17 protein-coding genes and 1 pseudogene are annotated in these 22,345 nt (G+C 65.8%); 12 read left to right on the top strand and 6 right to left on the bottom strand.

What is annotated here, in order from left to right; all coding sequences use genetic code 11:
• Positions 1-13: 13 nt before the first annotated feature.
• The 8 genes from ABIB45_RS19540 (at position 14) to ABIB45_RS19505 (ending at position 12,733) form a co-directional block, all read left to right on the top strand.
• Positions 14-769 (top strand): cytochrome c biogenesis CcdA family protein, encoded by a 756-nt coding sequence (locus tag ABIB45_RS19540; RefSeq protein WP_354217506.1) that lies wholly within the window; start codon positions 14-16, stop codon positions 767-769.
• Complete coding sequence (resB, locus tag ABIB45_RS19535) at positions 769-2,511, top strand: cytochrome c biogenesis protein ResB (protein ID WP_354217505.1); 1,743 nt, start codon at positions 769-771, stop codon at positions 2,509-2,511. The genes ABIB45_RS19540 and resB overlap by 1 nt, the downstream gene beginning before the upstream one ends.
• Positions 2,511-3,635 carry a c-type cytochrome biogenesis protein CcsB gene (gene ccsB / locus ABIB45_RS19530; protein WP_354217504.1) on the top strand — a complete coding sequence of 375 codons (1,125 nt, stop codon included), beginning with the start codon at positions 2,511-2,513 and terminating at the stop codon, positions 3,633-3,635. Before resB ends, ccsB begins: the two co-directional genes overlap by 1 nt.
• A gap of 155 nt (positions 3,636-3,790) precedes the next feature.
• Positions 3,791-5,833, top strand: coding sequence for an Hsp70 family protein (locus ABIB45_RS19525; RefSeq protein ID WP_502909207.1), 2,043 nt, complete (start codon positions 3,791-3,793; stop codon positions 5,831-5,833).
• A 6-nt stretch (positions 5,834-5,839) separates the two neighbouring features.
• Positions 5,840-7,882, top strand: a complete 2,043-nt coding sequence (locus tag ABIB45_RS19520) for a LuxR C-terminal-related transcriptional regulator (protein WP_502909208.1) — start codon at positions 5,840-5,842, stop codon at positions 7,880-7,882.
• A gap of 165 nt (positions 7,883-8,047) precedes the next feature.
• The gene (locus ABIB45_RS19515; protein WP_354217500.1) at positions 8,048-9,172 is read left to right on the top strand and encodes an IniB N-terminal domain-containing protein; all 1,125 of its coding nucleotides are present in this window, start codon (positions 8,048-8,050) and stop codon (positions 9,170-9,172) included.
• A 109-nt stretch (positions 9,173-9,281) separates the two neighbouring features.
• Positions 9,282-11,243: a dynamin family protein gene (locus ABIB45_RS19510; RefSeq protein WP_354217499.1), complete on the top strand. Its 1,962-nt coding sequence runs from the start codon at positions 9,282-9,284 to the stop codon at positions 11,241-11,243.
• Positions 11,240-12,733, top strand: coding sequence for a dynamin family protein (locus ABIB45_RS19505; RefSeq protein ID WP_354217498.1), 1,494 nt, complete (start codon positions 11,240-11,242; stop codon positions 12,731-12,733). The genes ABIB45_RS19510 and ABIB45_RS19505 overlap by 4 nt, the downstream gene beginning before the upstream one ends.
• 40 nt (positions 12,734-12,773) lie before the next feature.
• Here the strand turns inward: ABIB45_RS19505 and ABIB45_RS19500 are convergent, their stop codons facing one another.
• A complete protein-coding gene (locus tag ABIB45_RS19500) occupies positions 12,774-13,361 on the bottom strand; it encodes a hypothetical protein (RefSeq protein ID WP_354217497.1) in 588 nt (195 codons plus the stop codon).
• 5 nt (positions 13,362-13,366) lie between these two features.
• Positions 13,367-13,774: a PLD nuclease N-terminal domain-containing protein gene (locus ABIB45_RS19495; RefSeq protein ID WP_354217496.1), complete on the bottom strand. Its 408-nt coding sequence runs from the start codon at positions 13,772-13,774 to the stop codon at positions 13,367-13,369.
• A 60-nt stretch (positions 13,775-13,834) separates the two neighbouring features.
• Between ABIB45_RS19495 and ABIB45_RS19490 the strand changes: the two genes are divergently transcribed.
• Complete coding sequence (locus tag ABIB45_RS19490) at positions 13,835-14,146, top strand: DUF4229 domain-containing protein (RefSeq protein WP_354217495.1); 312 nt, start codon at positions 13,835-13,837, stop codon at positions 14,144-14,146.
• Here ABIB45_RS19490 and ABIB45_RS19485 read toward each other — a convergent pair.
• From ABIB45_RS19485 to ABIB45_RS19470, 4 genes are all read right to left on the bottom strand, one after another.
• Entirely contained in the window at positions 14,143-15,024 is an 882-nt protein-coding gene (locus ABIB45_RS19485; protein WP_354217494.1) for a 1,4-dihydroxy-2-naphthoate polyprenyltransferase, read from the bottom strand. The genes ABIB45_RS19490 and ABIB45_RS19485 overlap by 4 nt on opposite strands.
• An 81-nt stretch (positions 15,025-15,105) precedes the next feature.
• Positions 15,106-16,281, bottom strand: a complete 1,176-nt coding sequence (locus ABIB45_RS19480) for an AMP-binding protein (protein WP_354217493.1) — start codon at positions 16,279-16,281, stop codon at positions 15,106-15,108.
• A gap of 13 nt (positions 16,282-16,294) precedes the next feature.
• Entirely contained in the window at positions 16,295-17,242 is a 948-nt protein-coding gene (locus ABIB45_RS19475; RefSeq protein WP_354217492.1) for a 1,4-dihydroxy-2-naphthoyl-CoA synthase, read from the bottom strand.
• 45 nt (positions 17,243-17,287) lie between these two features.
• Positions 17,288-18,049 carry a CPBP family intramembrane glutamic endopeptidase gene (locus ABIB45_RS19470; RefSeq protein ID WP_354217491.1) on the bottom strand — a complete coding sequence of 254 codons (762 nt, stop codon included), beginning with the start codon at positions 18,047-18,049 and terminating at the stop codon, positions 17,288-17,290.
• Between the two features lie 283 nt (positions 18,050-18,332).
• Between ABIB45_RS19470 and ABIB45_RS19465 the strand changes: the two genes are divergently transcribed.
• From ABIB45_RS19465 to ABIB45_RS19455, 3 genes and pseudogenes are all read left to right on the top strand, one after another.
• Positions 18,333-20,018, top strand: coding sequence for an ABC-F family ATP-binding cassette domain-containing protein (locus ABIB45_RS19465; protein ID WP_354217490.1), 1,686 nt, complete (start codon positions 18,333-18,335; stop codon positions 20,016-20,018).
• Positions 20,019-20,268: 250 nt separating this feature from the next.
• Positions 20,269-20,533: pseudogene (locus tag ABIB45_RS19460) on the top strand (Rieske (2Fe-2S) protein).
• A gap of 261 nt (positions 20,534-20,794) precedes the next feature.
• Positions 20,795-22,255, top strand: a complete 1,461-nt coding sequence (locus ABIB45_RS19455; RefSeq protein WP_354217489.1) for an amino acid permease — start codon at positions 20,795-20,797, stop codon at positions 22,253-22,255.
• Positions 22,256-22,345 lie beyond the last annotated feature (90 nt).

Here is a 22,345-nt window from a genome sequence, read left to right as displayed (position 1 = left end):
GCGGCCCCGGACCATGAACAGCCCCTTCGCCGAAACCATCCTGAACGGCTCGCTCGTGCTCGCCATCCCGGTGGCGCTGCTCGCCGGCCTGGTGTCCTTCCTGTCCCCGTGCGTGCTGCCCCTGGTGCCCGGATACCTGGGGTACGTCACGGGCCTGAGCGGGGTGGACCTGCAGAAGCAGAAGCGTGGCCGGATGTTCGCGGGCATCGGGCTGTTTGTGCTGGGTTTCTCCATCATCTTTGTGCTGCTTGGCGGTGCGTTCGGTCAGCTAGGAACCATGATCACAGGCTCGCAGAATGCCTGGATCACCCAGCTCCTGGGGGTCCTGGTGATCATCATGGGCGTGGTGTTCATGGGCGGTTTCGGCTGGCTGCAGCGCGACGCCAAAATCCATGCCAAGCCGCCGGCGGGCCTGTGGGGAGCGCCCCTGCTGGGCCTGACGTTTGGCCTCGGCTGGGCGCCCTGTATTGGGCCCACCTACTCCGCCGTCCAGCTCCTGAGCTTGTCCGGCGGGTCGTCGGCCGCAAAGGGCGCCTTCCTGGCGTTCGTCTACAGCCTGGGCCTGGGAATCCCGTTCATGCTCATTGCCCTGGCCGTCCGCCGCGGCATGGGCGTCATGACCTTTTTCCGCCAGCACCGCCTGGCCATCCAGCGGATGGGCGGCGGCATCCTGGTGGTGCTGGGCCTGCTGATGGCCAGCGGCGTCTGGGGTGCCTGGGTTACCGAACTGCAGTACTGGTTCCAAACTGATGTGAAGTTGCCGATCTGATGAGCGAGCGCGTGAAAGCAAACAAGAAGTCCGCGGCCCCCGTTGCCGCAGCCACGGCAGCCGAGGCCGCCAAAGCGGAAGCTGCCCTGCCCGTCCTGGGGCCGGTAGGGATGCTCCGTTGGGCGTGGACCCAGCTGACCAGCATGCGCACGGCGCTGTTCCTCCTGCTGCTGTTGGCTGTCGCCGCAGTGCCCGGTTCGCTGTTCCCACAGCGCCCGGCCAACCCGTTCGTGGTCACGCAGTACATCCAGAACAACCCGGAGTACGGGAAGCTGCTGGACACCCTGCAGCTCTACGACGTCTACTCCTCGGCCTGGTTCTCGGCCATTTACATCCTGCTCTTCATCTCCCTGATCGGGTGTGTAATCCCGCGTGCTATCGCGCATTACAAAGCCGTGCGCTCCCAGCCGCCGCGGACCCCTCAAAGGCTCTCCCGCCTGCCCGAATACGGCACACTGGTGGTCCCCGCCGACGCCGGCCTCACGGCGTCGGGCGCCATCAACAGTGCCGCGGGGCTGCTCCGGAAGCGCGGTTACCGCGTTGAGGTGAGGGACGACGACGGCGCGCGGCCATCTTTGGGCGCCGAGCGCGGCTTCGCCAAGGAGGTAGGGAACCTGGTGTTCCACACGTCGCTGATCGGCGTGCTGGTGTCCGTGGCCATCGGTGGCCTGTTCGGCTACAGCGGCCAGCGCATCCTGGTTGAGGGCGACACCTTCGTGAACACGCTGGTGGGCTACGACCAATTCACGCCCGGCACCAACTTCCAGTCCAGCCAGCTGCAGCCATACTCCATCCAGCTGGACAAATTCGACGTCACTTTCGACCGCGAATCGCCGGGCAAGTTCGGCCAGCCCATCGGGTTCAACGCCGAAGTCACCACCCGGGAAACCCCGGACGCGCCCGCCAAACAGGAAGTCCTGAAGGTCAACGACCCCGTCACCCTGGGCGGCACCAGCATCTACCTCACCGGCAACGGTTACGCCCCTGTGGTGACCATCCGCGACGGCGCCGGCAACGTGGCCATGCAGGGTCCCGTAGTGGCCAAGCTCCAAGGCGACAACTACTACTCCTCGGTCGTGATCAAGGTCCCCGATGCCCAGCCTGACCAGCTGGGCTTCGTGGGGTTCTTCCTGCCCACCGCGTTTGTCACCGACAAGGGCATTTCCTTCAGCGGCGATCCGGACCTGTTCAACCCGCAGCTGACCCTGAACTCCTACTTCGGCGACCTCGGCCTCAACAACGGCGCCCCGCAGAACGTCTTCGAACTGGACGTCAAGCACCTCACGCCCCTGAACAACCGCACCCTCGCCGCCGGTGGCATCACCCTGGCCCCCGGCAGCACCTACACCCTGCCGGACGGCAAGGGCAGCATTAGCTTCGACGGCGTGAAGCGGTACGTCGGTGTGGACATCCACCACAACCCCGGCCAGGTCTCCGCCCTCATCTTCGCCCTGCTGGCCGTGGCCGGACTCATCGTTTCGCTCTACGTCAACCGCCGCCGCGTCTGGGTCCGGACCGGAACCCACGACGATGGCCGGACCATGGTGGAATACGGCCTCCTGGCCCGCGGTGAGGACCACCGCCTGGCTGGCGAAGCGCAGTCCATCCGGCAGCTCCTCGCCGACGAGTGGCATCTACCCTCTGACGACTCTACCCAGCAAACTCCCAGCAGCCAGGGCGATAATGGCGCAGACTCTGTCACCACCCCCACCGGTTCCGCCGGACCCACAAAGGACCAGTAATGCCTTTTGTCATCAACGAAACCATGGGCGCGTACAGCGAGCTGCTGATGCTGCTCGCCGCAGGCACCTACACCGTGGCCTTCATCGCCTTTGCCTGGGACCTGGCGAAGAGCAGCAAGGCGTTGCGCGCCATTGATCTGAAGGCTGCTGAGGCGGCAGGGGAGGCCAGGGTTCCGGTGGCGGCCGGAGTAGGCGCCGCTGCGGCGACTGCCGTTGATGCGGTCGCAGTAGCGAACCGCGTGGATTCGCTCCTGGCCGGACCTGCCGGACGGGCCGAGCGCCCGTCGTCGTCCGCTGGCAAAAACTCCGCCGCAGCCTCCGCTTCAGGGCAGACGGCCGACGCCGACATGCGCTATGCGGCCGAACGCCGCGTTCCCGCACGCGTGGCCGTCGCCCTCACCATCCTCGGTGTGCTGATCCACGCCGCGGGCGTGATCACCCGCGCACTGGGTGCTGGCCGGGTGCCGTGGGGCAACATGTACGAGTTCCTCACCACCGGTGCCTTCGTTGCGGTGGCCGTCTTCCTCCTGGTGCTCATCCGCCGCGACCTGCGGTTCCTGGGCACCTTCGTAGTGGGCCTGGCGATCATCATGCTGGTGGCCGCGTCGGTAGCCTTCTGGACGCCAGTGGGTCACCTGGTCCCCGCGCTGCAGAGCTACTGGCTGATTATCCACGTCTCCATCGCGGTGCTCTCCTCGGCCCTGTTCACACTCACCTTCGCCATGTCCGCCCTGCAGCTGGTCCAGTCCCACCGGCAAAAGACGATCGCTGCCGGCGGTGCGGACAAACTCGGCTTCATGCGGTTGGTACCCTCGGCCCTGAGCCTGGAAAACCTGTCCTACCGGATCAACGCCATCGCCTTCATCGGCTGGACCTTCACGCTGATGTTCGGGGCCATCTGGGCCGAAAAGGCCTGGGGCCGGTTCTGGGGCTGGGACACCAAGGAAGTGTGGACGTTTGTGATCTGGGTGGTCTACGCCGGCTACCTCCACGCCCGCGCCACCCGCGGCTGGACCGGAACCCGCGCTGCCTGGCTCTCGATCGTTGGGTACCTCTGCGTTGTCTTCAACTTCACCATCGTGAACCAGTTCTTTAACGGCCTGCATTCCTATTCAGGCCTCTGAGCAGGGGTTTCTCTGGATTTTTTCCACAATGGCCGGATAATACGCTAATCGATGTATGAATAAAGGTGTTGCCCGGCAGACGGTGGTGCTACGTTGGGGGAAGCCAGTCTGTGATGAAGCTTGCGGACGGCCAGCTGCGCTTTGCCGAGGTACCTATGAGCTACGTTCTCGCCGTTGATGTCGGGACCAGTTTTACCGCCGCCGCGATTGCCAGGGATGATCAGCCAGTTCCCGAGAGCCTGCCCCTGGGGCTCCGCGGAACGGCGGTGCCGTCTGTGGTGTACTACCCCGAAGAGGGCCCCATCCTGGTTGGCGAGGCAGCCGAACGCCGCGGTTTGGATGTTCCCGCCCGGGTGGTGCGCGAGTTCAAACGTCGGATCGGAGACAGCGTCCCCATCGCAGTAGGCACGTTAGCCCTGCCCGCTGAAGAAATTTTTGCCACGATGGCCCGCTGGGTTGCGGACCGGGCCGAAGAACGCGAGGGCGCCCCGCCGTCGGAAATTATCATCTCGCACCCCGCGGCCTGGGGCGGACACCGGACCACCGCGGTCCTGGCAGCCCTCGCCGCAAAAGGAATGCCCAGCGTCACGCTCATTAGCGAACCGGAAGCGGCCGCACTGCATTACGCTTCCCAGGTGCGCGTGGAGGACGGCAGCACCATCGCCGTCTACGACCTGGGCGGCGGGACCTTCGACACTGCGATCCTGAGGAAGGACGGCAACGGCCGATTCGAATTCCTGGGCACCCCGGAAGGCATCGAAGGACTCGGTGGAGCTGACTTCGATGCCGCCGTCCTTCGCTATGTGGCAGCGCACACGGGCGAAGCTTTGGCAGCCCTTGACCCGGAAGATCCCGCTGCCCTGGCGGCGCTGGCGCGGCTTAAGCGTGAGTGCGTGGAGGCCAAGGAAGCGCTCTCGGCCGACAGCGAGGCGAGCATTTCGGTGTTCCTGCCTGGCGTTCAGCAGCAAGTGCGCCTGGTCCGCTCGGAGTTCGAGGACATGGTTGAGGAGCCCCTCCGCGAAACAGTGGAGGCCCTGGAACGTTCCTTGGAACAACTTGGACTGGAGCCGGCAGACCTGTCCGCGGTGCTCCTGATCGGCGGATCTTCACGGATTCCCTTGGTGGCGCAGCTGATTTCGGAACAGTTGGACCGGCCCATCGCCGTGGATGCGGACCCCAAGTCCTCCATATGCCTCGGTGCAGCCGTCGCAGCGCTTCAGGCCTCTCCGGCCGTGGCGGCGGGGCCTGCTGGGGCCGCTGATGCGATCCCGGAAATTCCTGCGCCAGCAGATGTAGTTGTTGAGCCACACGGCGCCGACCGCCGTGCCAGCTGGTCCCGGAAATCCGGGGCTGCTTTCGGCTCGTTGGCTGGCACCGCCGCCACCGGCGACGGTGCCAGGGGTGCTCCCTTAGGGGACGCCCACCACGCACACGTGGCGAAAGGTGGTACCCACGCCCGGCGTCCTGTCATTCGCTTGACTGCGGTGGCTGCGGGGGCGGCGCTCTTCACCATCCTGACTGCCACCGCAGCCGGGAGCCCCGACGGGCTGGGTAGCCTCAGCGCGATGTTTGCTCCGGAAGCCCCGGCGGCAGCCGGCGAGCCAGGTGGCAGCGGAGCTCCGGCAGGCAGCGGTGCTGCCGCCGGCTCCGCAGGAGGAGCGCAGGACCCCGTGATTGGCATCGAGGCCAGCGCAAAGGATCCGGAGGCACCTGCCGACTCTGCAGGAATTGATGCGGCGGCCTCGCCAACCAGCAGGCCGTCCGCCTCGGCACCTCCCTCAACCGGTTCGACGCCAGGGAATGCGGACGCTGGGTCCACGCCGGGTGGGCCGAGGGCAACGAGTGTTCCCACTCAGGCAGCTGCCCAGGGAACGCCGGCGGGTACACCAACAATGGATCCGGCGGCACCTCCGTCCACCACGTCAGGGCCGCTTGCAACAACCTCACCGACCACCACTCCTGCTCGGGCAACTGAGCCGCCCGCGACGACGCCACCCTCCTCGCAGCCGCCTGTAACAACGCCGCCGGTTACGACCGGGCCGACGGCGACTACACCGCCGACTACCACGGCGCCGCCTGTGACGACGCCTCAACCGAGCCTCGAGCCTGCCCCCACCACCCCGGTGCCGCCGGCGACGTCTGCGGACCCGACCTCAGAGCCGCCGACGCCGGCTCCGACCAGCTTGCCGGCAGCGTGACGCATGATGCCGCATGAGGTCCCGCCTGCACTGGAATCCACGGCGACCGCCAACCCTCAGCACCTGGCCGAGCAGCTTAGCGGTGAGACCGCCGCCGTCCGGGAGCTACTGCTGGCACTGTCTGTCGGTTTCACCCTCCCCGGACCGTTGCCGCAGGAACTGGCCCGCAAGGTGGCCGACGGCGACGTGGAGAGCCTTGAATTGTTGGTGGCCCGGGCGGAATCGTCCGGGCTTCTCCATCCCGACGGCACGGTGGTGGGAACCGTCCAACATGCCCTCTTGACATCCACACCCACCCCGCGGCTCCATGCGCTGCAGCGCGAACTCGTGGGCTCCTTTGCTTCGGAAGGCCGTCCCCTGGGCGAACTCGCCCGTGAACTGGCACGCAGCGGGCTCGCTGACCGCCGCGTTGCCGCCGAACTCGAAAAAGCCGGTGACCGGGCACTCGAGCACGATCCGGGCCTGGCTGTCCAACTCTACGACGAGGCCCTCGTGGCCGGCGCGGATGAGCTGGCCACCGCGGCCCGCCGCGCCCAGGCCGCTTCGGCCACCGGGGACCTGGATGCCGCCGGACGGATCATCGACTGGCTTTTGATGTGCCCTGATCCGCCGGACCTTCGACTGGGGGTGGACGTCTCTGCCGCAGTCTGGGCGCAGCGGGGTATGCTGGCCCGCGGCGCAGACGTGTACACCTGGTTGGGACCGGAACGGGCGGGTCCCTCCGGCCCCGCGGCTGCCGTTGCCCTGATCGGCTGCGGCAACCGTGCAGGTGCCGAGGCAATGTTCCCGAAAGGCTCGGCACCGGCGTCGCCCACTTCATTGGCCGTGTCACAGGCGCAGACTGCCGCTGGAATCCTGGAATCGTTGTCCGGGGACCCGCACCAGGGACTTCCACTTCTGATCCATGCGTCAGACATGCTGAACGCATCGGGAGCCGTCCTGCCGGTTCCGGATACGCCTGGTGCGTTGGCCGCGCTCATGGCCCTGCACACCGGCGAACCTCACCTCGCGGAAACCATCGTGCGCGCCGCGGCCGCTGCCAGCCAGGGCGGCGACGCGGTCAAGCCCCGGCTGTTCCTCCTCAAGGCCTGGTCGGCCATGCAGCAGGACAACCCGGGTGAAGCGAGGCTGGCCATCAACGAGGCCTCCAAAGCCAACCACTGGCCACTGGTGCCGCGGGATGAGTTCCTCTGCGCGGCCCTGGAAGTTGGCCTGGCGCGCCGGAGCGGGGAGGTCCGCGACCTGGTCCTGGCCTGGGAACGGGCCCGCGAAGCCATGCTGCATACGGCGGTGGACCTGTACAGCCTGCTGCCGTGGGGGGAACTGATGATTACCGCCGCCCGGTTAAGGGAGACAAGGCGGGTCTCGCATTACCTCGATGAGGCGTGGAAGCTCTTGCGGGATCTCGGCGAGCCGCCACTGTGGGCTGTCCCCCTGCACTGGGCTGCCGTCCAAGCAGCACTCTTGAATGAAAGCCCCGCTGCTTTGGCACCCCATGCGGCAGCGCTTGCCCGCGCCGCAGACCACAGCCACCTTGCGTCGCGGCTGGCTGTTGCGGGCAAAGCCTGGGTGTCGGTCCTGGCCAGTAGGTTCCAGACAGCGGACGTAGAGGCAGCGGCCCGGGGGCTGAACGCCGTCGGGATGCCCTGGGAAGGAGCGCGGCTGGCAGGCCACGCCGCTGCGCGGGCAAGTGAGCGCAGGGACATGCTGCGCCTGTTGTCCTGTGCCCGGGACCTCCACCCGCAGGCGTACTCTGCCGGGGCGAACCCTGCCGGGCAATCCGCGGTTCACAACGCTCCTGCCGTGGACCAGGGCAATGGAGCCCGCCAATCGGATGCCTCGGTGCTGAGCGAACGCGAAAAAGAAGTGGCAAGGTTGGTGCTGGAGGGAAAAACCTACCGGGAAATCGGGGAAGAGATCTATATCTCCCCGCGCACCGCGGAGCACCATATTGCCCGGATGCGCCGCCGGTTGGGCGCTGAAAACCGCTCAGACCTGCTGGTCAGGCTCAGGCTCGCCTTGGGAATCGAGAATCCCCCACCCGACTGATCACCTAATGCCCCTAAAGGCTCGGTCTCCGGGTCCCGGGAGGGGGTCCGTTCGAGAGGGGGAACGAGCCCGATGCCCCGTCCACCTGCGGGACCATACGTTTGATTCAAGCCCGGCAACGAAGCAGGGCCAACTACAACTCAGAGAAGATTTGAGGACCACCAAATGACCACACTCGCCAACGACCTCGTCCAATTTCTGATGCACCTTTTCGGAAACCAGCAGGCAGCGCAGGAATTTTTAAACAGTCCGGAGCGGTCACTGCAACACGCCGGTCTGGGCGACGTCTGCTCTTCTGATGTCGACGCGGCAATGCCCGTCGTCCTGGACTTCGCACCGATCACCCTCAACGCGTCTTCCTTCGACCGCTCGTACAACACCGGCGGCAACGGCGCAGCAACCGGCGGTGGCGGCGTCGCCGCAACCCCCCCGCCGGCCGGCGGTGGCCACGGTGGCCACGGTGGCCAGGGTGGCGACGGTGGCCACGGTGGCGACGGTGGCCACGGTGGCACGGGTGGTCACAGCGACCACGACCACGCTGTCCAGCAGCTGCACAACGTGGTCAACAACTACTCCTGGACTTCAACGGTGGACGACCGCGACACCATCACCGATCAGTCCGTCAACCAGAACATCTGGGCCAACGGCGACGTCAGCCAGTGGTTCGAGAACAGCTCCGTCACTGCCTCAGGTGACCGTGCAGTGGCTGCCGGCGATGACGTTGACATGCGGAACTCCAACAATGTCAGTGACTCGTACAATGCTGACAACTCGAATGACAGCTCCACGGACAACTCCGTCAACGCCGGCCGTGACGCCAGCGTCGGCAACACACGTACGGACATTTCCGATTCCTACAACACAGACATCGACCTCGACGTTTCCGATTCGTACAACGACAACTCGGACAACTCCGACAACTCGGACAACTCCGACCGCTCCGTTACGGTCACGGATAACTCCGACCGGTCGGACAACTCGGACCGCTCGGATAACTCCGACCGCTCCTTTACGGCAACGGATAACTCCGACCGCTCCTTTACGGCAACGGATAACTCCGACCGCTCCCTTACGGCCACGGATAACTCCGACAACTCCACGAACACCAACCTGGCGGTGGATATCGCGGATTCCTTCCAAGACAACTCGGCGGTCATTGCGGGCAACACCGTTGTGGCTGATAACACCCTCGACTTCACCGAGGACAACTCGATCAACACTGAACTGAATGCCCAGGTCGACATCGCCGAGTCGTTCAACGAGGTTGCAGTTGACGATGTCAATCTGTAGTAGCGACCCCCAGTAGCATCCAGGCGGCGCCCGGCAGGAGTCCAACCTCCTGCCGGGCTCCTCCCGGGCTACCTGATTTCCACTTCTGAACTCGACCAAAGGACTGGTAATGGTTGAAGAGCAGCGACCCGCGGATCCGGCAACGACGCCGGGCCCCCAAGGACCAGCCAGGTCCTCGAACCCTTTGACGGCGGCACAGCTGTCCGGGCTGGTGCAGCAGGGCATTGACCTCGTCAGCGAGGGAGAGCGGGCTGACCTTCGGAAACGCCTAGAGCAGACGCTGGGTCGGTTGGCGGACCCCAGCATCCGCGTGATCGTTGTCGGCGAATTCAAGCAGGGCAAAAGCAAGCTCATTAACGCCATGGTCAACGCGCCGGTGTGCCCCGTCGACGACGACATCGCCACCTCCGTGCCAACCGTCGTCCGGCACGGTGATCCGGCGTCCGCATTTGTCCTCCTTCCCCGGGCTGACGCTGAGCTCCTCGACGACCAAGCAGTCGAACGCGTGCCCATTAACATCGGTGACCTGGCCGCCTATGTCTCCGAGCGCGGGAATCCCGGTAACGCCAAGAAACTGGTGGCCGCCGAGGTGTTCCTGCCGCGTAAACTGCTTGCCGGCGGCCTGACGGTGGTTGACTCGCCCGGCGTCGGCGGTTTGGGCTCAACCCACACGCTGACCACGCTCACCGCCCTTCCGACCGCGGACGCCATGCTGCTCGTCTCGGATGCCTCGCAGGAATACACCGAACCGGAAGTGCGGTTCCTGCGGCAGGCCATGCGCATCACGCCCAGCGTGGTGGGGGTGCTGTCCAAAACCGACCTGTACCCGGAATGGCGCCGGGTGGCTGAGCTGGACCGCGGACACCTCGCCGACGTCTCACCTGAGATTCCGCTGTTTCCGGTGTCCTCGGATCTCCGGCTTGAAGCGGCGCAGCAGCAGGACGGGGAACTGAACAACGAATCCGGCTTCCCCGCCCTAATCGGCCATCTGCGGAATGAGATTGTGGGAAATGCTGAGCGGATCCAGCGACGCTCGGTGAGCCAGGACCTGCTCTCCGTCACGGACAACCTGCGGCTTTCCTTGCAGTCCGAGCTGACCGCGTTGGAGGATCCTGAAGCCACCCCTGCCATGATCGCTGGCCTTGAAGCGGCCAAACTCGAGGCCGACGACCTCCGCAAACGCTCCGCCCGCTGGCAGATCACACTCAACGACGGCATCGGTGACCTGATCGCCGACATGGAGTACGACCTGCGGGACCGGTTGCGGCGGATCCAGCGCGAGGCCGAGACCGCCATTGACCTTGGCGATCCGGGACCCAGTTGGGTGGCGTTCACCAATTGGCTCGAGGAGTGTGCAGCCTCCGCAATCTCGGACACCTTCGTCTGGACGAGTGAGCGGACACAGTGGCTGGCCACGCAGGTTGCCGAGCACTTCTCTGAGGATGAAGTCTCGCTCCCTTTGCTCCGCGTTTCCGACACGGGGGACGCGCTGGATCCAGTGGATGACATGCCCACCTTGGATGACGGGCGCGTCAATCCAATGCAAAAAGTCCTGATCGGCATGCGGGGTTCCTACGGCGGCGTTCTCATGTTCGGGCTGCTGACGGGCATCTTCGGCATGGCCCTGATCAATCCGCTCTCCGTTGGCGCCGGCCTGCTGCTGGGGCGCAAGGCGTACCGGGAGGACAAGGAGAACAGACTTAAACGCCGGCAGGCTGAAGCCAAGGTACTGGTCCGCCGCCAGCTGGACGACGTGACGTTCCAGGTGGGAAAGCAGCTGAAGGACAGGCTCCGGCTGGTCCAGCGGTCCACCCGGGACCACTTCACCGAAATTGCCGAGGAACACCACCGTTCATTGTCGGATTCCGTGGCGGCCGCGCAAAAGGCAGCAACCACTTATACGCTGGAAAAGGAAATGCGAGTCCGGGAGATCAAGGCCGAACTCAAGCGGGTGGACGCCCTGAACCAGGCTGCCCAGGGGCTGGTGGACAAGGAGCCGTCACCGGCCAAGCCAGTAACCGGTCCAGCATCCACACCAGAGGGGGCACCCGTGGTGGTGGCTGCCCGATGAGGACGTCGACCCTCGCCGGCGTGGCAGACCTGATCCAGGCAGCCCAAGCCGTCTACCGTGATGACCCGGCAGCGGTGGCAGCGCTGGACGGGTACGCCGACAGGCTGGCCGAACCCTTGCGGATTGCCGTTGCAGGGATGGTCAAAGCCGGAAAGTCAACTCTGCTTAACGCAATCATCGGGGAAGAAATTGCCCCTACCGACACCGGAGAATGCACCCGCGTCGTCACGTGGTACAGGTTTGCCCATTCGCCCCGCATCACGCTCCACCCCGTGGCAGGCGAACCGCGCCTCCTGCCCCTGAAGCGGACCAACGGGCGGCTCGTGTTCGACCTGGGTAAGGAACGATCCCAGGACGTGGAACGCCTGGTAGTGGAGTGGCCGTCGGAGAGCCTGCGGAACGTTACCCTTATCGACACCCCGGGCATCGCCTCACTGTCCGAGGACGTGTCTGCGCGGTCCGTCGGTTTCCTCACACCTGAAGATTCGCCCTCCCAGGCCGACGCCGTGGTCTACCTGATGCGGCACATGCACGCAGCCGATCTCCGGTTTCTGGAGTCCTTCAAGGACACAGAAGCGGGACGCTCCGGCACAGTCAATGCTTTGGCTGTCCTGTCCCGGGCCGATGAAATCGGCGCGGGCAGGATTGATTCCCTGCTTTCCGCGGGGGACATCGCCGAGCGGTACCGCCGGGACCCCAGCCTGCGCAAGCTGGCATTGGGGGTGGTCCCGGTGGCAGGTCTCCTGGCCCAGAGCGCCCGGAGCATGCGCCAGTCCGACTACGAGTCGCTGGCGCTCCTGGCCGCCATGGGCCGGGGGGAACGGGAACGGTTGCTGCTTTCCGCAGACAGGTTCCTGCGCTCGGACGTTCCGGAAGGCCTCACGGCGGATGCGAGGGCGCAACTGCTTGCGCGGTTTGGGCTGTTCGGGATCCGGCTGGGCGTTGTCCTGATCCGCGCGGGCTTCACCGACCCCACGCCGCTGGCGCATGAGCTGGCCCGGCGCAGCGGGCTGGACCCGCTGCTGGCCATGCTGGCGGGGCAGTTCCACGCCCGTGCCGACGCGCTGAAGGCCCGCACCGCCCTGGTGGGCGTGGAAGCACTGCTGCGCAACTCACCGCGGAGCGGCACACCGCACCTGATAGCAGCGCTGGAACGCCTTCAGATCAACGCACACGAGTTCCGGGAGCTGCGCCTCCTGGCCACGTTGCGCACCACCGGAGTTACCCTAAGGCACGAACTGGCCACCGAAGCGGAGCGGGTCATAGGTGGAGACGGTGTGGCAGCGCACGTCCGGCTGGGTCTCGCTCCGGAGGCGTCGCCGGAGGACATCAGCACCACAGCACATCAGATCCTCCACCGGTGGCGGGTCGTGTCCGAGAATCCATTGACGGACCGGTCCGCGGTGGAGGCGTGCCGTGTAGTGATGCGCAGCTGCGAGGGCATCCTGGCGGAGTCCGCAGGGCTGCAGTTGCACCGGCAGCCCGCCTGAGGACGCGCCGCCGCAGCAGCGCCGCGAGATATAGGGACCGCTAAGGCCGGGGAAGCCGCGACCGGAACCACCTCCCGGCGGCTGGCAGGAACAGGACCAGCAGACCAACGAACGCGAGCACCAACTGGGCGGCCCACAGGAGGAGAACGGTACTGCCGGCGTCGCCCTCGGGAACCAGGAACGCAGCGGCCACCGCCATCGCCGGGATCTGGCACGTCAGCAGCAGGAACAACAGCCAGCGGGCCCAGCCGCGGCGGGCAAAGATAACAGCGAGCAGCACCACCTGAAGCACAATCAGCAGAAGCAGGACGCTGAGGCTGCTCCAGAAAACGATGGCAGTGGACGTGCTGATGGCGTTGGCATCTCCGCCCGGGGCCATCTTGTCCACCACGGCGCGGAGCCGCTCCAAGTGGGAGGTCCGGGCGAGGAAAGAGCCTACGATGACGGCCACACCAGCGACGAAGCTGAGCAGCCAAAGTACCCGCGCCAGGCTGACGCCGCGGGGCGTGGGCGGGATGACCTCGATAGGCGCTGGGGCCCAGTAGGACAGGCCGGGCCGCGGCGGGGGCGAAGCGGCCCCGTCGGGTGCAACTGGCAGTTGGTTTTTTCCGTCGGGGTGCTGTGGCATAGGTCCTACTTCATGTCGCCGGTGTCATGGGAGTCTGCGTCTCCTGTGCTGTCCGGTCCGGCACCCGCAGGATCGTCGTCGGCCTTCGCCTTGGCGTCGAGTTCATCATTAAGCTTCTTGAGGCGGGCGGCTTCGGCCTGGTTCCGGCGGCGCATTTCCAGGTTCCGGAGGAAATCGGGATCATCATCCGGAGCCGTGGGCCCGCCGTAGCTCCGGCGGCCCGGAGCGGAGTCCCGGGGACGGCCGATCAGGAGCCACAGGATGGCGCCGATCACCGGCAGGACAATCATCACAATGATCCAGGCCGGTTTGGAAATGCCCCGGGTCAGGCGTGCGTCAGTGCGGATCACGTCCACGAGGCCATACACAAAGATGACGAGAACTGCCACGGCCAAACCCACACGGAAGAGCATGCCATTAAGTCTATCGTCCGCAGGCGGCTGGCGTTCAGGCAGGGCGGCTAAACTTGGATAGTGGCCTTCCTGAAATACTCCCTGATCCGGCTGGCGCTGTTTGCGCCGCTCTTTGCGTTGTTTATGTTCCTGCAGCTGGGGGCGGTGCTGTCCGTCATCTGCGCGGGGCTGATCGCTTTCGCGGTCAGCTACCTGTTCTTCCAGAAGCAGCGCGACGACGCGGCCGCCGCCCTCCATGACCGGTTCACCGGAAAGACCAAACCGGCGCGTAGCGCCGGTGAGGCCGCTGACGCGGACGCCGAGGACAGGCTCACGGCAGCCAACCCGGACGTCACCATCCGCAGCAGCACCCCCAAGACCCCCGACGCCTAGAATCCGTGGCTGAGCACCAGCCCCAGTGAGAACAGCAGGCTGTAGCCGAGGTTGATCAGGCCGGTCTGTTTGAGCACGGGGATCAGGCTCTTGCGTTTGCGGCCGTTGATCATCAGCCAGGCTGGCATCAGGCAGGCCGGGATGAGGAGCAGCACGATCAGTATCCACGGCCGCCCCGGCGCGAGGATCACCACCAGCAGGATGGCCACTGCGAGCATCAGCACGTAGCTTTCGCGGGCATGCTTGTCACCCAGGCGCACGGCCAGGGTCTTCTTCCCGGCCTGGAGGTCCGTGGGGATATCGCGGACGTTGTTGGCCATCAGCAGGGCGCACGCAATCAGGCCGGTACCAATCGCGCCGATGACCGCTGGCAGGCTCACCTGCCCGGCCTGGGTGTAGGTGGTTCCGAGGGTTGCCACCAGGCCAAAGAAGACAAACACAAATACGTCGCCCAGGCCCATGTAGCCGTAGGGGTTCTTGCCACCGGTGTAACCCCAGGCCGCCACCACGCAGCCAATTCCCACGAGGATCAGCCACCAGCTCTGGGTGATGATCACCAGCGCCAGGCCGAACAGCATGGCTAGGGCAAACATTCCGAATGCGGCATATTTCACATGCTCGGGTTTGGCCGCGCCCGAGCCCACCAGCCGCAGCGGGCCCACCCGATCCTCGTCGGTGCCGCGGACGCCGTCGGAATAGTCGTTGGCATAGTTCACCCCCAGCTGCAGAAGCAGCGCCACCAAGGCAGCCAGGACGGCGTTGACGGGGCGGAATGAATTCAGCTCGTAGGCCGCTGCGGTGCCGATCAGCACCGGGGCGATGGCGGCCGGTAACGTGCGGAGGCGGGCGCCTTGGATCCATTGTGCGGCTGTGGCCACGGTGTGTACCTCGTGTTGGGTTGGGAGAACGGTGAAACGGTTGCGCACCGGCCGCAGTCGCGCCGCCGGTGCAGCTCTACTCTACTTTCCCTCGTGCAGGGAGTTGAGCCGCTCGATCATGGCCAGGCGGTCCGGCTTGCCGTTGGGAAGCATGAGCAACTCGGTGGCTGCCAGCACCGTTTTCGGCGCCAGCAGGCCCAGCCGCCGGTGCCAGTCCTGTTCAAGTACGACGGCGTGATCCCCGGTGGGGGAGGCGCCGTCGGCGCCTGCCAGCGCAACGTAGGCGGCCACGGCCTGGCCCCATTCAGCGGACGGAACGCCTGCTACAAAAGCCGCTGCGACGCCGTCGGACTTTACCAGCTCTTCCTGCACATGCGCCGCGGAGACCTTGACGCCGCCGGTGATGATGACGTCGTCGGCGCGGCCCAGCACGGTGAGCCGGCCGTCCGCGTCCAGCGTGCCCAGATCATTTGTGCGGTACCAGCGGACGCCGTCTTCCTCATAAAACGTGTCCGTGCTTTCGGGCGCGTCGAGGTAGCCGGCGGCCACGGTGTCGCCGCCCAGCAGGATCCGGCCGTGCTCCGTTATCCGGACTTCCACGCCCGTCAGCGGCACGCCGTCGTACACGCAGCCGCCGCACGTTTCAGCGGAGCCGTAGGTGGTGATGACCTTCAGGCCGGCCTCGCGGGCGGCCGCCAACAGCCCGGCCGACGCCGGCGCGCCGCCCAGCAGGATGCCGTCGAAGCGGCGGAGCACGGCCAACGTTTCCGCGGACGGCGAGTCGAGGAGGCGCTGAAGCTGGGTGGGCACCAGCGAGGTGAAGCGGACCTTATCGGTCAGCTCCAGGGCGCCGGCCGTGAACGCCGCGGGCGTGAAGCCGCCGGACATGTCCATGACCCACGGCCGCGTCCCGGCGAACAGGGACCGCACCAGGACCTGGACGCCAGCCACGAACTGCACCGGCAGCGCCAGCAGCCACTGGCCTTCGCCCTGGAGTGCCAGCGCGGTGGCCATGGAAGAGGCCGCCAGCGCCTCGACAGTCAGGACTGTGGCCTTCGGCGCGCCGGTCGAGCCGGACGTACGGACCACCGCCACGGCGTCATCGCAGCCGGGTGTCTCCGTGTGACCCACCACCAGCTCGCCGTCGGGGCTCACGGAAAGTTCGACGGCGGGCCCCTCGCCGCGGAGGGCAGCGGTTAGGGCAGTGAGTGCAGGTTCGATGTCCAGAGGCCCGATGTGCTGGTGTCCGATGTTCATGTGCCTTCCTGCCTTAGAAGTAGTGCGGGAAGCGGGACCAGTCCGGGTCGCGTTTTTCCAGGAAAGCTTCCTTTCCTTCCACCGCCTCATCCGTCATGTAGGCCAGGCGGGTGGCTTCGCCGGCGAAGACCTGCTGGCCGGCCAGGCCGTCGTCGGCGAGGTTGAAGGCGAATTTGAGCATGCGGATGGCCTGGGGTGACTGGCGGGCGATGTCCGCGGCGTATTCCAGGGCCACTTCCTCGAGGCGTTCGTGGTCCACGGCCTCGTTCACGGCGCCCATCCGGACCATGTCCTCCGCGGAGTACTCGCGGGCCAGGAAGAAGATTTCCCGGGCGGACTTTTGGCCGATCTGGCGGGCCAGCAGAGCCGAGCCGTAACCGGCGTCGAAGCTTCCCACCGTGGCGTCCGTCTGCTTGAACTTGCCGTGCTGGCGGGAGGCGATGGTGAGGTCGGAGACCACGTGCAGGGAGTGCCCGCCACCGGCGGCCCAGCCGTTCACGACGGCGATGACCACCTTGGGCATGGTGCGCATGAGCCGCTGGACCTCCAGAATGTGGAGGCGGCCGGCACGTGCGGGGTCGATGGTTTCCTGGGTCTCGCCGTCGGCATAGCGGTAGCCGTCACGTCCACGGATCCGCTGGTCCCCGCCGGAGCAGAATGAGTGGCCGCCGTCTTTCGGGGAGGGGCCGTTGCCGGTGAGCAGCACGGTGGCGACATCCGGCGTCATCCGGGCGTGGTCCATTGCGCGGTAAAGCTCGTCCACGGTGCCGGGGCGGAACGCGTTCCGGACCTCCGGGCGGTTGAACGCGATCCGGACGGTGGGCAGGTCCCTGGTAACGGTGCCGGAGCGCTCCACCTGCCGGTGGTAGGTCATGTCCTGAAAATCGTCGAAGCCGGACACGGTGCGCCAGCGGGTGGGGTCAAAGACGTCGGACACCTTGGCGGGAATTTGGTTGCTCACCGGACAAGTCTAGTAATCGGCTCAGCTGATGCAGAAGTCGTTGCTTTAGGGCTGGGCCTGCTGGAGCTGTTCGAAGAGCTCGGGCGGGATGGCGTAGATAAACACCACGGCCAGGAGGTTCTTCGCCGCGTGCACAAAGTAGGAGAACATCACGTTCTTCCCGGTCCACACATACACAAACACCAAGGTGGCGCCCATGGCCAGGTACGGCAGCAGGGCCGGAAGTGTGATGGCTTCCTGGCCCACGATGTGGAGGGCGGCGAACAGCACTACGGACAAGGCACAGCACAGCCAGATGTTGAGCCGGCGGCTGAGCTTGCCGATTAGCAGGTGCCGGAAGATGTACTCCTCCACAAACGGGCCCACAATCACCACCACGGGCACCATCAGCCACGCGGGGACCTGCTGCATGAGTTCCTGCAGCCCAGCTTGGTTCGCGGACATCTGAACCCCGCCGGCGGCCGACACCACCACCGCGGTGAGGATCATCATGGCTATCACTGCCAGGGGCACCATCATGAGCGTGAACCAGGGGCGGGTGGCCAGCACCTGCAGGTCCCGGGCCATCACGCGCCGGGCGGCGATCACAGCGAGGATGCCGATAGACCCATAGAAGAGGAGGTTCACTCCGTACGACGCCGCGGCGGGGCTGGGTGCCAGTTGGCGCAGGAACGGGGCGAGCAGTTCCCCGGCGACGGCGAAGAGTCCGGCAGCGGCCACGTACAGGCCGACGGTGGTGAAGTCGAGGGTGGAAAACCGGTACAGCTCCGGCTGCGGAGCGGGTGGTCGCCGGTGGATGGTTGCCATAGGTTCAGCCTAACTCGCCAGAATCCGCTGCACCCCCGGGCTGCAGGGGCGGCTGCGGAGAACCTCCGACGGCGGGTGTACGCTCGGGCGGTACGCTTTAGGTGCGCGGCTGCCGCTGTTATTGACGGACGCGGCTGCGCGCGTGCGGCTGGACCGATGAAGTCCTAAGCCGCAGCCCGGCCACGCCCGGACTGTTCCCCCGAATCCAGTGCCGTCGTCGAGCATTACCTGATCACTTTCGGTACAGCCCTGGCCACACTGCGGAAAATTACAAGGACTTCTCGTGACCGAACACCTAAACCTTTCAGGCGTCTCCCACAGCTATGGCGACCGCCAGTTGCTGGACGCCATCACCCTGGTGATCACCGCCGGTGAGCATGTGGCGATCGTGGGGGAAAATGGCGCCGGGAAATCCACGCTGCTCCGGATCATGGCCGGCCTGGAAGCTCCCAACGAAGGCACCGTAGCCAGCCAAGGCCGCGTGGGCTACCTCGCCCAGACCCACGGACTGCCCGGATCCTTCACCGTGGGTGCTTCCATCGACACATCCCTCGCGTCGCTGCGGGCGCTGGAGGCCGAGCTGGACCGGCTGGAGGCGGGCCTGTCCGAGGCCGGGGACGACGCACTGGAAACGTATGGCCGGCTGCAGACCGAGTATCAGCTGCGCGAAGGCTATGCCGCGGAATCCCGGGTGGAGGCCGCGCTGGACCGGCTGGGCCTCGGCGGCCTGGACCGGAACCGGATCCTGGGCTCGCTCTCCGGCGGCGAACAGGAACGCGTGGCGCTGGCCTGTGTCCTGGCCGATCCTGCGGATATCCTGCTCCTGGACGAACCCACCAACCACCTGGATGCGCGGGGTACGGCCTGGCTGGAGGACCGGCTGGCGGCGCATCGCGGCACTGTGGTGGTGGTGTCCCACGACCGTGTGCTGCTCCGCAAGGTAGCCACCACGGTCATCGAGGTGGATGCCGAGCGCTGCGCTGTGACCCGTTACGGCAACGGCTATGACGGGTATCTCCGCGAGAAGGCCGCCGAACGCCAGCGCTGGGTCCAGCAGTACCATACCTGGATTGACGCGATGGAGGCCGAACAGCGTCAGGCAGATACCGTGACCGGGAAGATGGGCTACGCACGCAAGCGCGACGGCGACAAAATGGGCTTCGATTTCAAGGCCGGCACCTGGCAGAAAGCGGCGAGCAGCAAGGTCCGCAATGCCCAGGAACGCCTGCGCCGGCTTGAAGCCAGCCCGGTGGACCGCCCGCCGGTGCCGTTGCGGCTCAATGCGGAGCTGGCCGTCGACGCCGGGGTCGGGCCGCCGTCGGCCGCGCTGGGTGGGCCGTCAGCAGTCCTGGCAGCCCGAGGCGTGCAGGTTCCCGGCCGCCTCGCACCCACTGATTTCGAAGCGGGCGCCGGCGAGAAGATCCTCATCACTGGTCCCAACGGCGCCGGCAAGTCCACGTTGCTCTCCGTGCTCGCGGGCACTTTGGAGCCGGCCGGGGGGAGAGTGAAGCGGCCGGCTCGGATCGGCTACCTCCAGCAGGAGCTCGAACTGCCGCAACGTCCCTCCCTCCGCCTGCTGCCCGCCTTTGTGGCCGGCCTGGGCGGCAACATCGATGAACACGCCGAAGCACTCCTGCGCCTGGGCCTGTTCCGCACCAGCGAGTTCCACGTCCCTGTGGGCAGCCTCTCCGCAGGCCAGCAGCGCAGGCTCGCCTTGGCCCGTCTCCTGCTGGGCGGCTACGGCACCCTCATCGTGGATGAACCAACCAACCACCTGGCGCCCGTTCTCGTGGAGCAGCTCGAGGAGGCGCTCGCGGATTTCGCCGGGACTCTCGTGATGGTGAGCCATGACAGGGCCCTCCGGGGCTGGTTTGCCCGGTGCGCGAAGAAAAGCGAACAATCGCGGACCGACGAGGCCGGACGCTGGATCCGGTACTCCATGGACAAGGGTGTTCTGGCGCGGCTCTGATCCAGCGCCCCGCACCGCAAGGCGTCACTTTTCGCCGGTGAGTTTTGCGTAAAGGAAAATTTACGGACCGACCGGCGGGCGGAAACATCGGCGGCGGATGATGGGCTCATGCCAGTCTTTCCGCCGGCCGACAGGATCTGTCCATGATCACCACCCAACACGTGTTCTTCAGCGACGGCAGGGTGACGCCGTACGACACGCTCATCATCGCCGCCGGCAGCCGCTCCCACATGCCGCCGATGGACGGACTTTGAACGCTCAGCATCTTCTGGGTCCCGTGGATCAAATCCCCTTGGGCGAGGGCAGGGTCTTTGGCGTGGGCGGGGAGCAGGTGGCTGTCTTCCGGCTCGGGGACGGCACCCTGCGCGCACTGTCCGCTGTCTGTCCGCACAAAGGCGGCCCCATCGCGGACGGCACCGTCGACCCGGAAGGTGGTGATGTGTCCGCTCCACCAGCACGCGTTCCAGCTGGAAACGGGGTGCTCAACCACCGGCGCCGAACCATTAATCACTTAAGAGGTGCGGATGGACGCCGAGCGGAACATTGTTCTGCGAAGCAGCCAATAGCTTGTCAATTATTCAGCTTAACTGCCGCTGAATGTAGCCCGCGTCACGAACACTCCCCCTCGCCTTGTAGAATGGGTGAGCCGCGCGAACTTCGACGTCCTGAGAGTTTTTGTCCAGATAATTCCCCTGAACGGCTCTAAAAGCCGAATTATCTGGACAAAAACTCCCGGCGTCCGGTGCCGGCACATCCCCAACCCACAAGGAACTGTTGTGCCTCAAAGTACCCCCACAGAACTTCAGAGCCAGACGGCCCCATCCGCCGCCGTCGACTCTTCCCTCAGCGCTGAGGGCTACAAAAAGACCCTGAGCCGCCGCCACGTGACCATGATCGCGATGGGCGGCGCGATCGGCGTCGGGCTCTTTATGGGAGCCGGCGGACGCCTGGCCTCCACCGGACCCGCCCTGGTCTTCTCCTACGCCATCGCCGGCGTCATCGCCTACCTGCTGATGCGGGCACTCGGCGAGCTGATCATGTACCGCCAGACGTCCGGTTCGTTCGTCAGCTACGCCGGTGAAATGTTCGGCAAAAAGGGCGCTTACCTGTCCGGCTGGATGTACTTCATCAACTGGGCCATGACGGGCATCGCCGAGCTGATCGCCATCGGCCTGTACTTCCAGTTCTTCTTCCCCAACGTCCCCGTTGAGCTGTCCGCCATCGCCGCGCTGGTGCTGCTGGTGGCCGTGAACCTGCTCAGCGTCAAGGCATTCGGCGAATTCGAATTCTGGGCCTCCTGCCTCAAGGTGGCCGCCATCCTCATCTTCCTGGCCGTGGGCACCTTCATGGTGGTCACCAACGCCAAGGTGGGCGACGGACACGCGTCCGTCAACAACCTCTTCCACGACGACGGCGGCATGTTCCCCAAGGGCGCCCTGGTGATGATCCTGGTGCTCAACGCCGTCATCTTCGCCTACAACGCGATCGAACTGGTGGGCATCACCGCCGGCGAAATGGAGAACCCGGAGCGCGAAGTCCCCAAGGCAATCCGCGCCGTGGTCTTCCGCATCGTGGTGTTCTACGTAGGCTCCGTGACGCTGCTGGCCATGCTGCTGCCCTCGGACCAGTACCATGCCGGCACCTCGCCGTTCGTCACCGTCTTCGGCCAGATGGGCCTAGGCTGGATGGGCGACGTGATGAACATGATCGTCATCACCGCTGCCCTGTCCTCCTGCAACACCGGCCTGTATTCCATCGGCCGCATCTTCCGCACCATGGCCAACAACGGCCACGCCCCGCAGTGGCTGACCAAAATGTCCAGCCGCCACATTCCGTACGCCGCCATCCTGGCGATCGCCGCCGTGTACCTGGTGGGCATCCTGCTGAACATCTGGCTGGGCGGCTCGCACGCGTTCGACCTCGCCCTGAACTCGGCCTCGATCGGCGTGATCTTCACGTGGGGTTCCATCTTTGCGAGCCAGATTGCGCTGCGGAAGAAGAAGGGCAAGGTCTCGCCGCTGCCCATGCCCGGCGCGCCGTGGACCAGCTGGGCCGGACTGGTGGCGCTGCTGGCCATCACCGTGCTGATCGGTTTCGACACCATGACCAGTGAAACCGGCGAAGTGTTCATGCTGGGCCTTTGGACGCTTGCCACCATTCCGTTCTTCGCGCTGGTGCTGTGGCTGGGCTGGCAGAAGGTCAAGCACAACGAGCCCAAGAGCGCTCTCTTCAGCTAGGTGCGTGGGTCGGTAATTGTTTGAGGGTTCCTCAGGTTTGAGCCGTAACGGCCCGAGGCCGGTTTCCTTGTCTTGGAAAGGGGCCGGCCT

The sequence above is a fragment of the Arthrobacter sp. UYCo732 genome, from assembly GCF_040547265.1.
In the GTDB taxonomy this organism is placed as follows: Bacteria; Actinomycetota; Actinomycetes; order Actinomycetales; family Micrococcaceae; genus Arthrobacter.
The sequence above is the reverse complement of the archived record's forward strand: the minus strand, read 5'-3'. Positions and strand labels throughout refer to the sequence as shown.

Coding starts and splice junctions, on each gene's coding strand:
- ABIB45_RS19540 (WP_354217506.1), top strand. CDS start 14: ATGAACAGCCCCTTCGCCGAAACCATCCTGAACGGCTCGCTCGTGCTC.
- ABIB45_RS19500 (WP_354217497.1), bottom strand. CDS start 13,361: ATGCCACAGCACCCCGACGGAAAAAACCAACTGCCAGTTGCACCCGAC.
- ABIB45_RS19510 (WP_354217499.1), top strand. CDS start 9,282: ATGGTTGAAGAGCAGCGACCCGCGGATCCGGCAACGACGCCGGGCCCC.
- ABIB45_RS19515 (WP_354217500.1), top strand. CDS start 8,048: ATGACCACACTCGCCAACGACCTCGTCCAATTTCTGATGCACCTTTTC.
- ABIB45_RS19505 (WP_354217498.1), top strand. CDS start 11,240: ATGAGGACGTCGACCCTCGCCGGCGTGGCAGACCTGATCCAGGCAGCC.
- ccsB (WP_354217504.1), top strand. CDS start 2,511: ATGCCTTTTGTCATCAACGAAACCATGGGCGCGTACAGCGAGCTGCTG.
- ABIB45_RS19495 (WP_354217496.1), bottom strand. CDS start 13,774: ATGCTCTTCCGTGTGGGTTTGGCCGTGGCAGTTCTCGTCATCTTTGTG.
- ABIB45_RS19525 (WP_502909207.1), top strand. CDS start 3,791: ATGAGCTACGTTCTCGCCGTTGATGTCGGGACCAGTTTTACCGCCGCC.
- resB (WP_354217505.1), top strand. CDS start 769: ATGAGCGAGCGCGTGAAAGCAAACAAGAAGTCCGCGGCCCCCGTTGCC.
- ABIB45_RS19470 (WP_354217491.1), bottom strand. CDS start 18,049: ATGGCAACCATCCACCGGCGACCACCCGCTCCGCAGCCGGAGCTGTAC.
- ABIB45_RS19480 (WP_354217493.1), bottom strand. CDS start 16,281: ATGAACATCGGACACCAGCACATCGGGCCTCTGGACATCGAACCTGCA.
- ABIB45_RS19520 (WP_502909208.1), top strand. CDS start 5,840: ATGCCGCATGAGGTCCCGCCTGCACTGGAATCCACGGCGACCGCCAAC.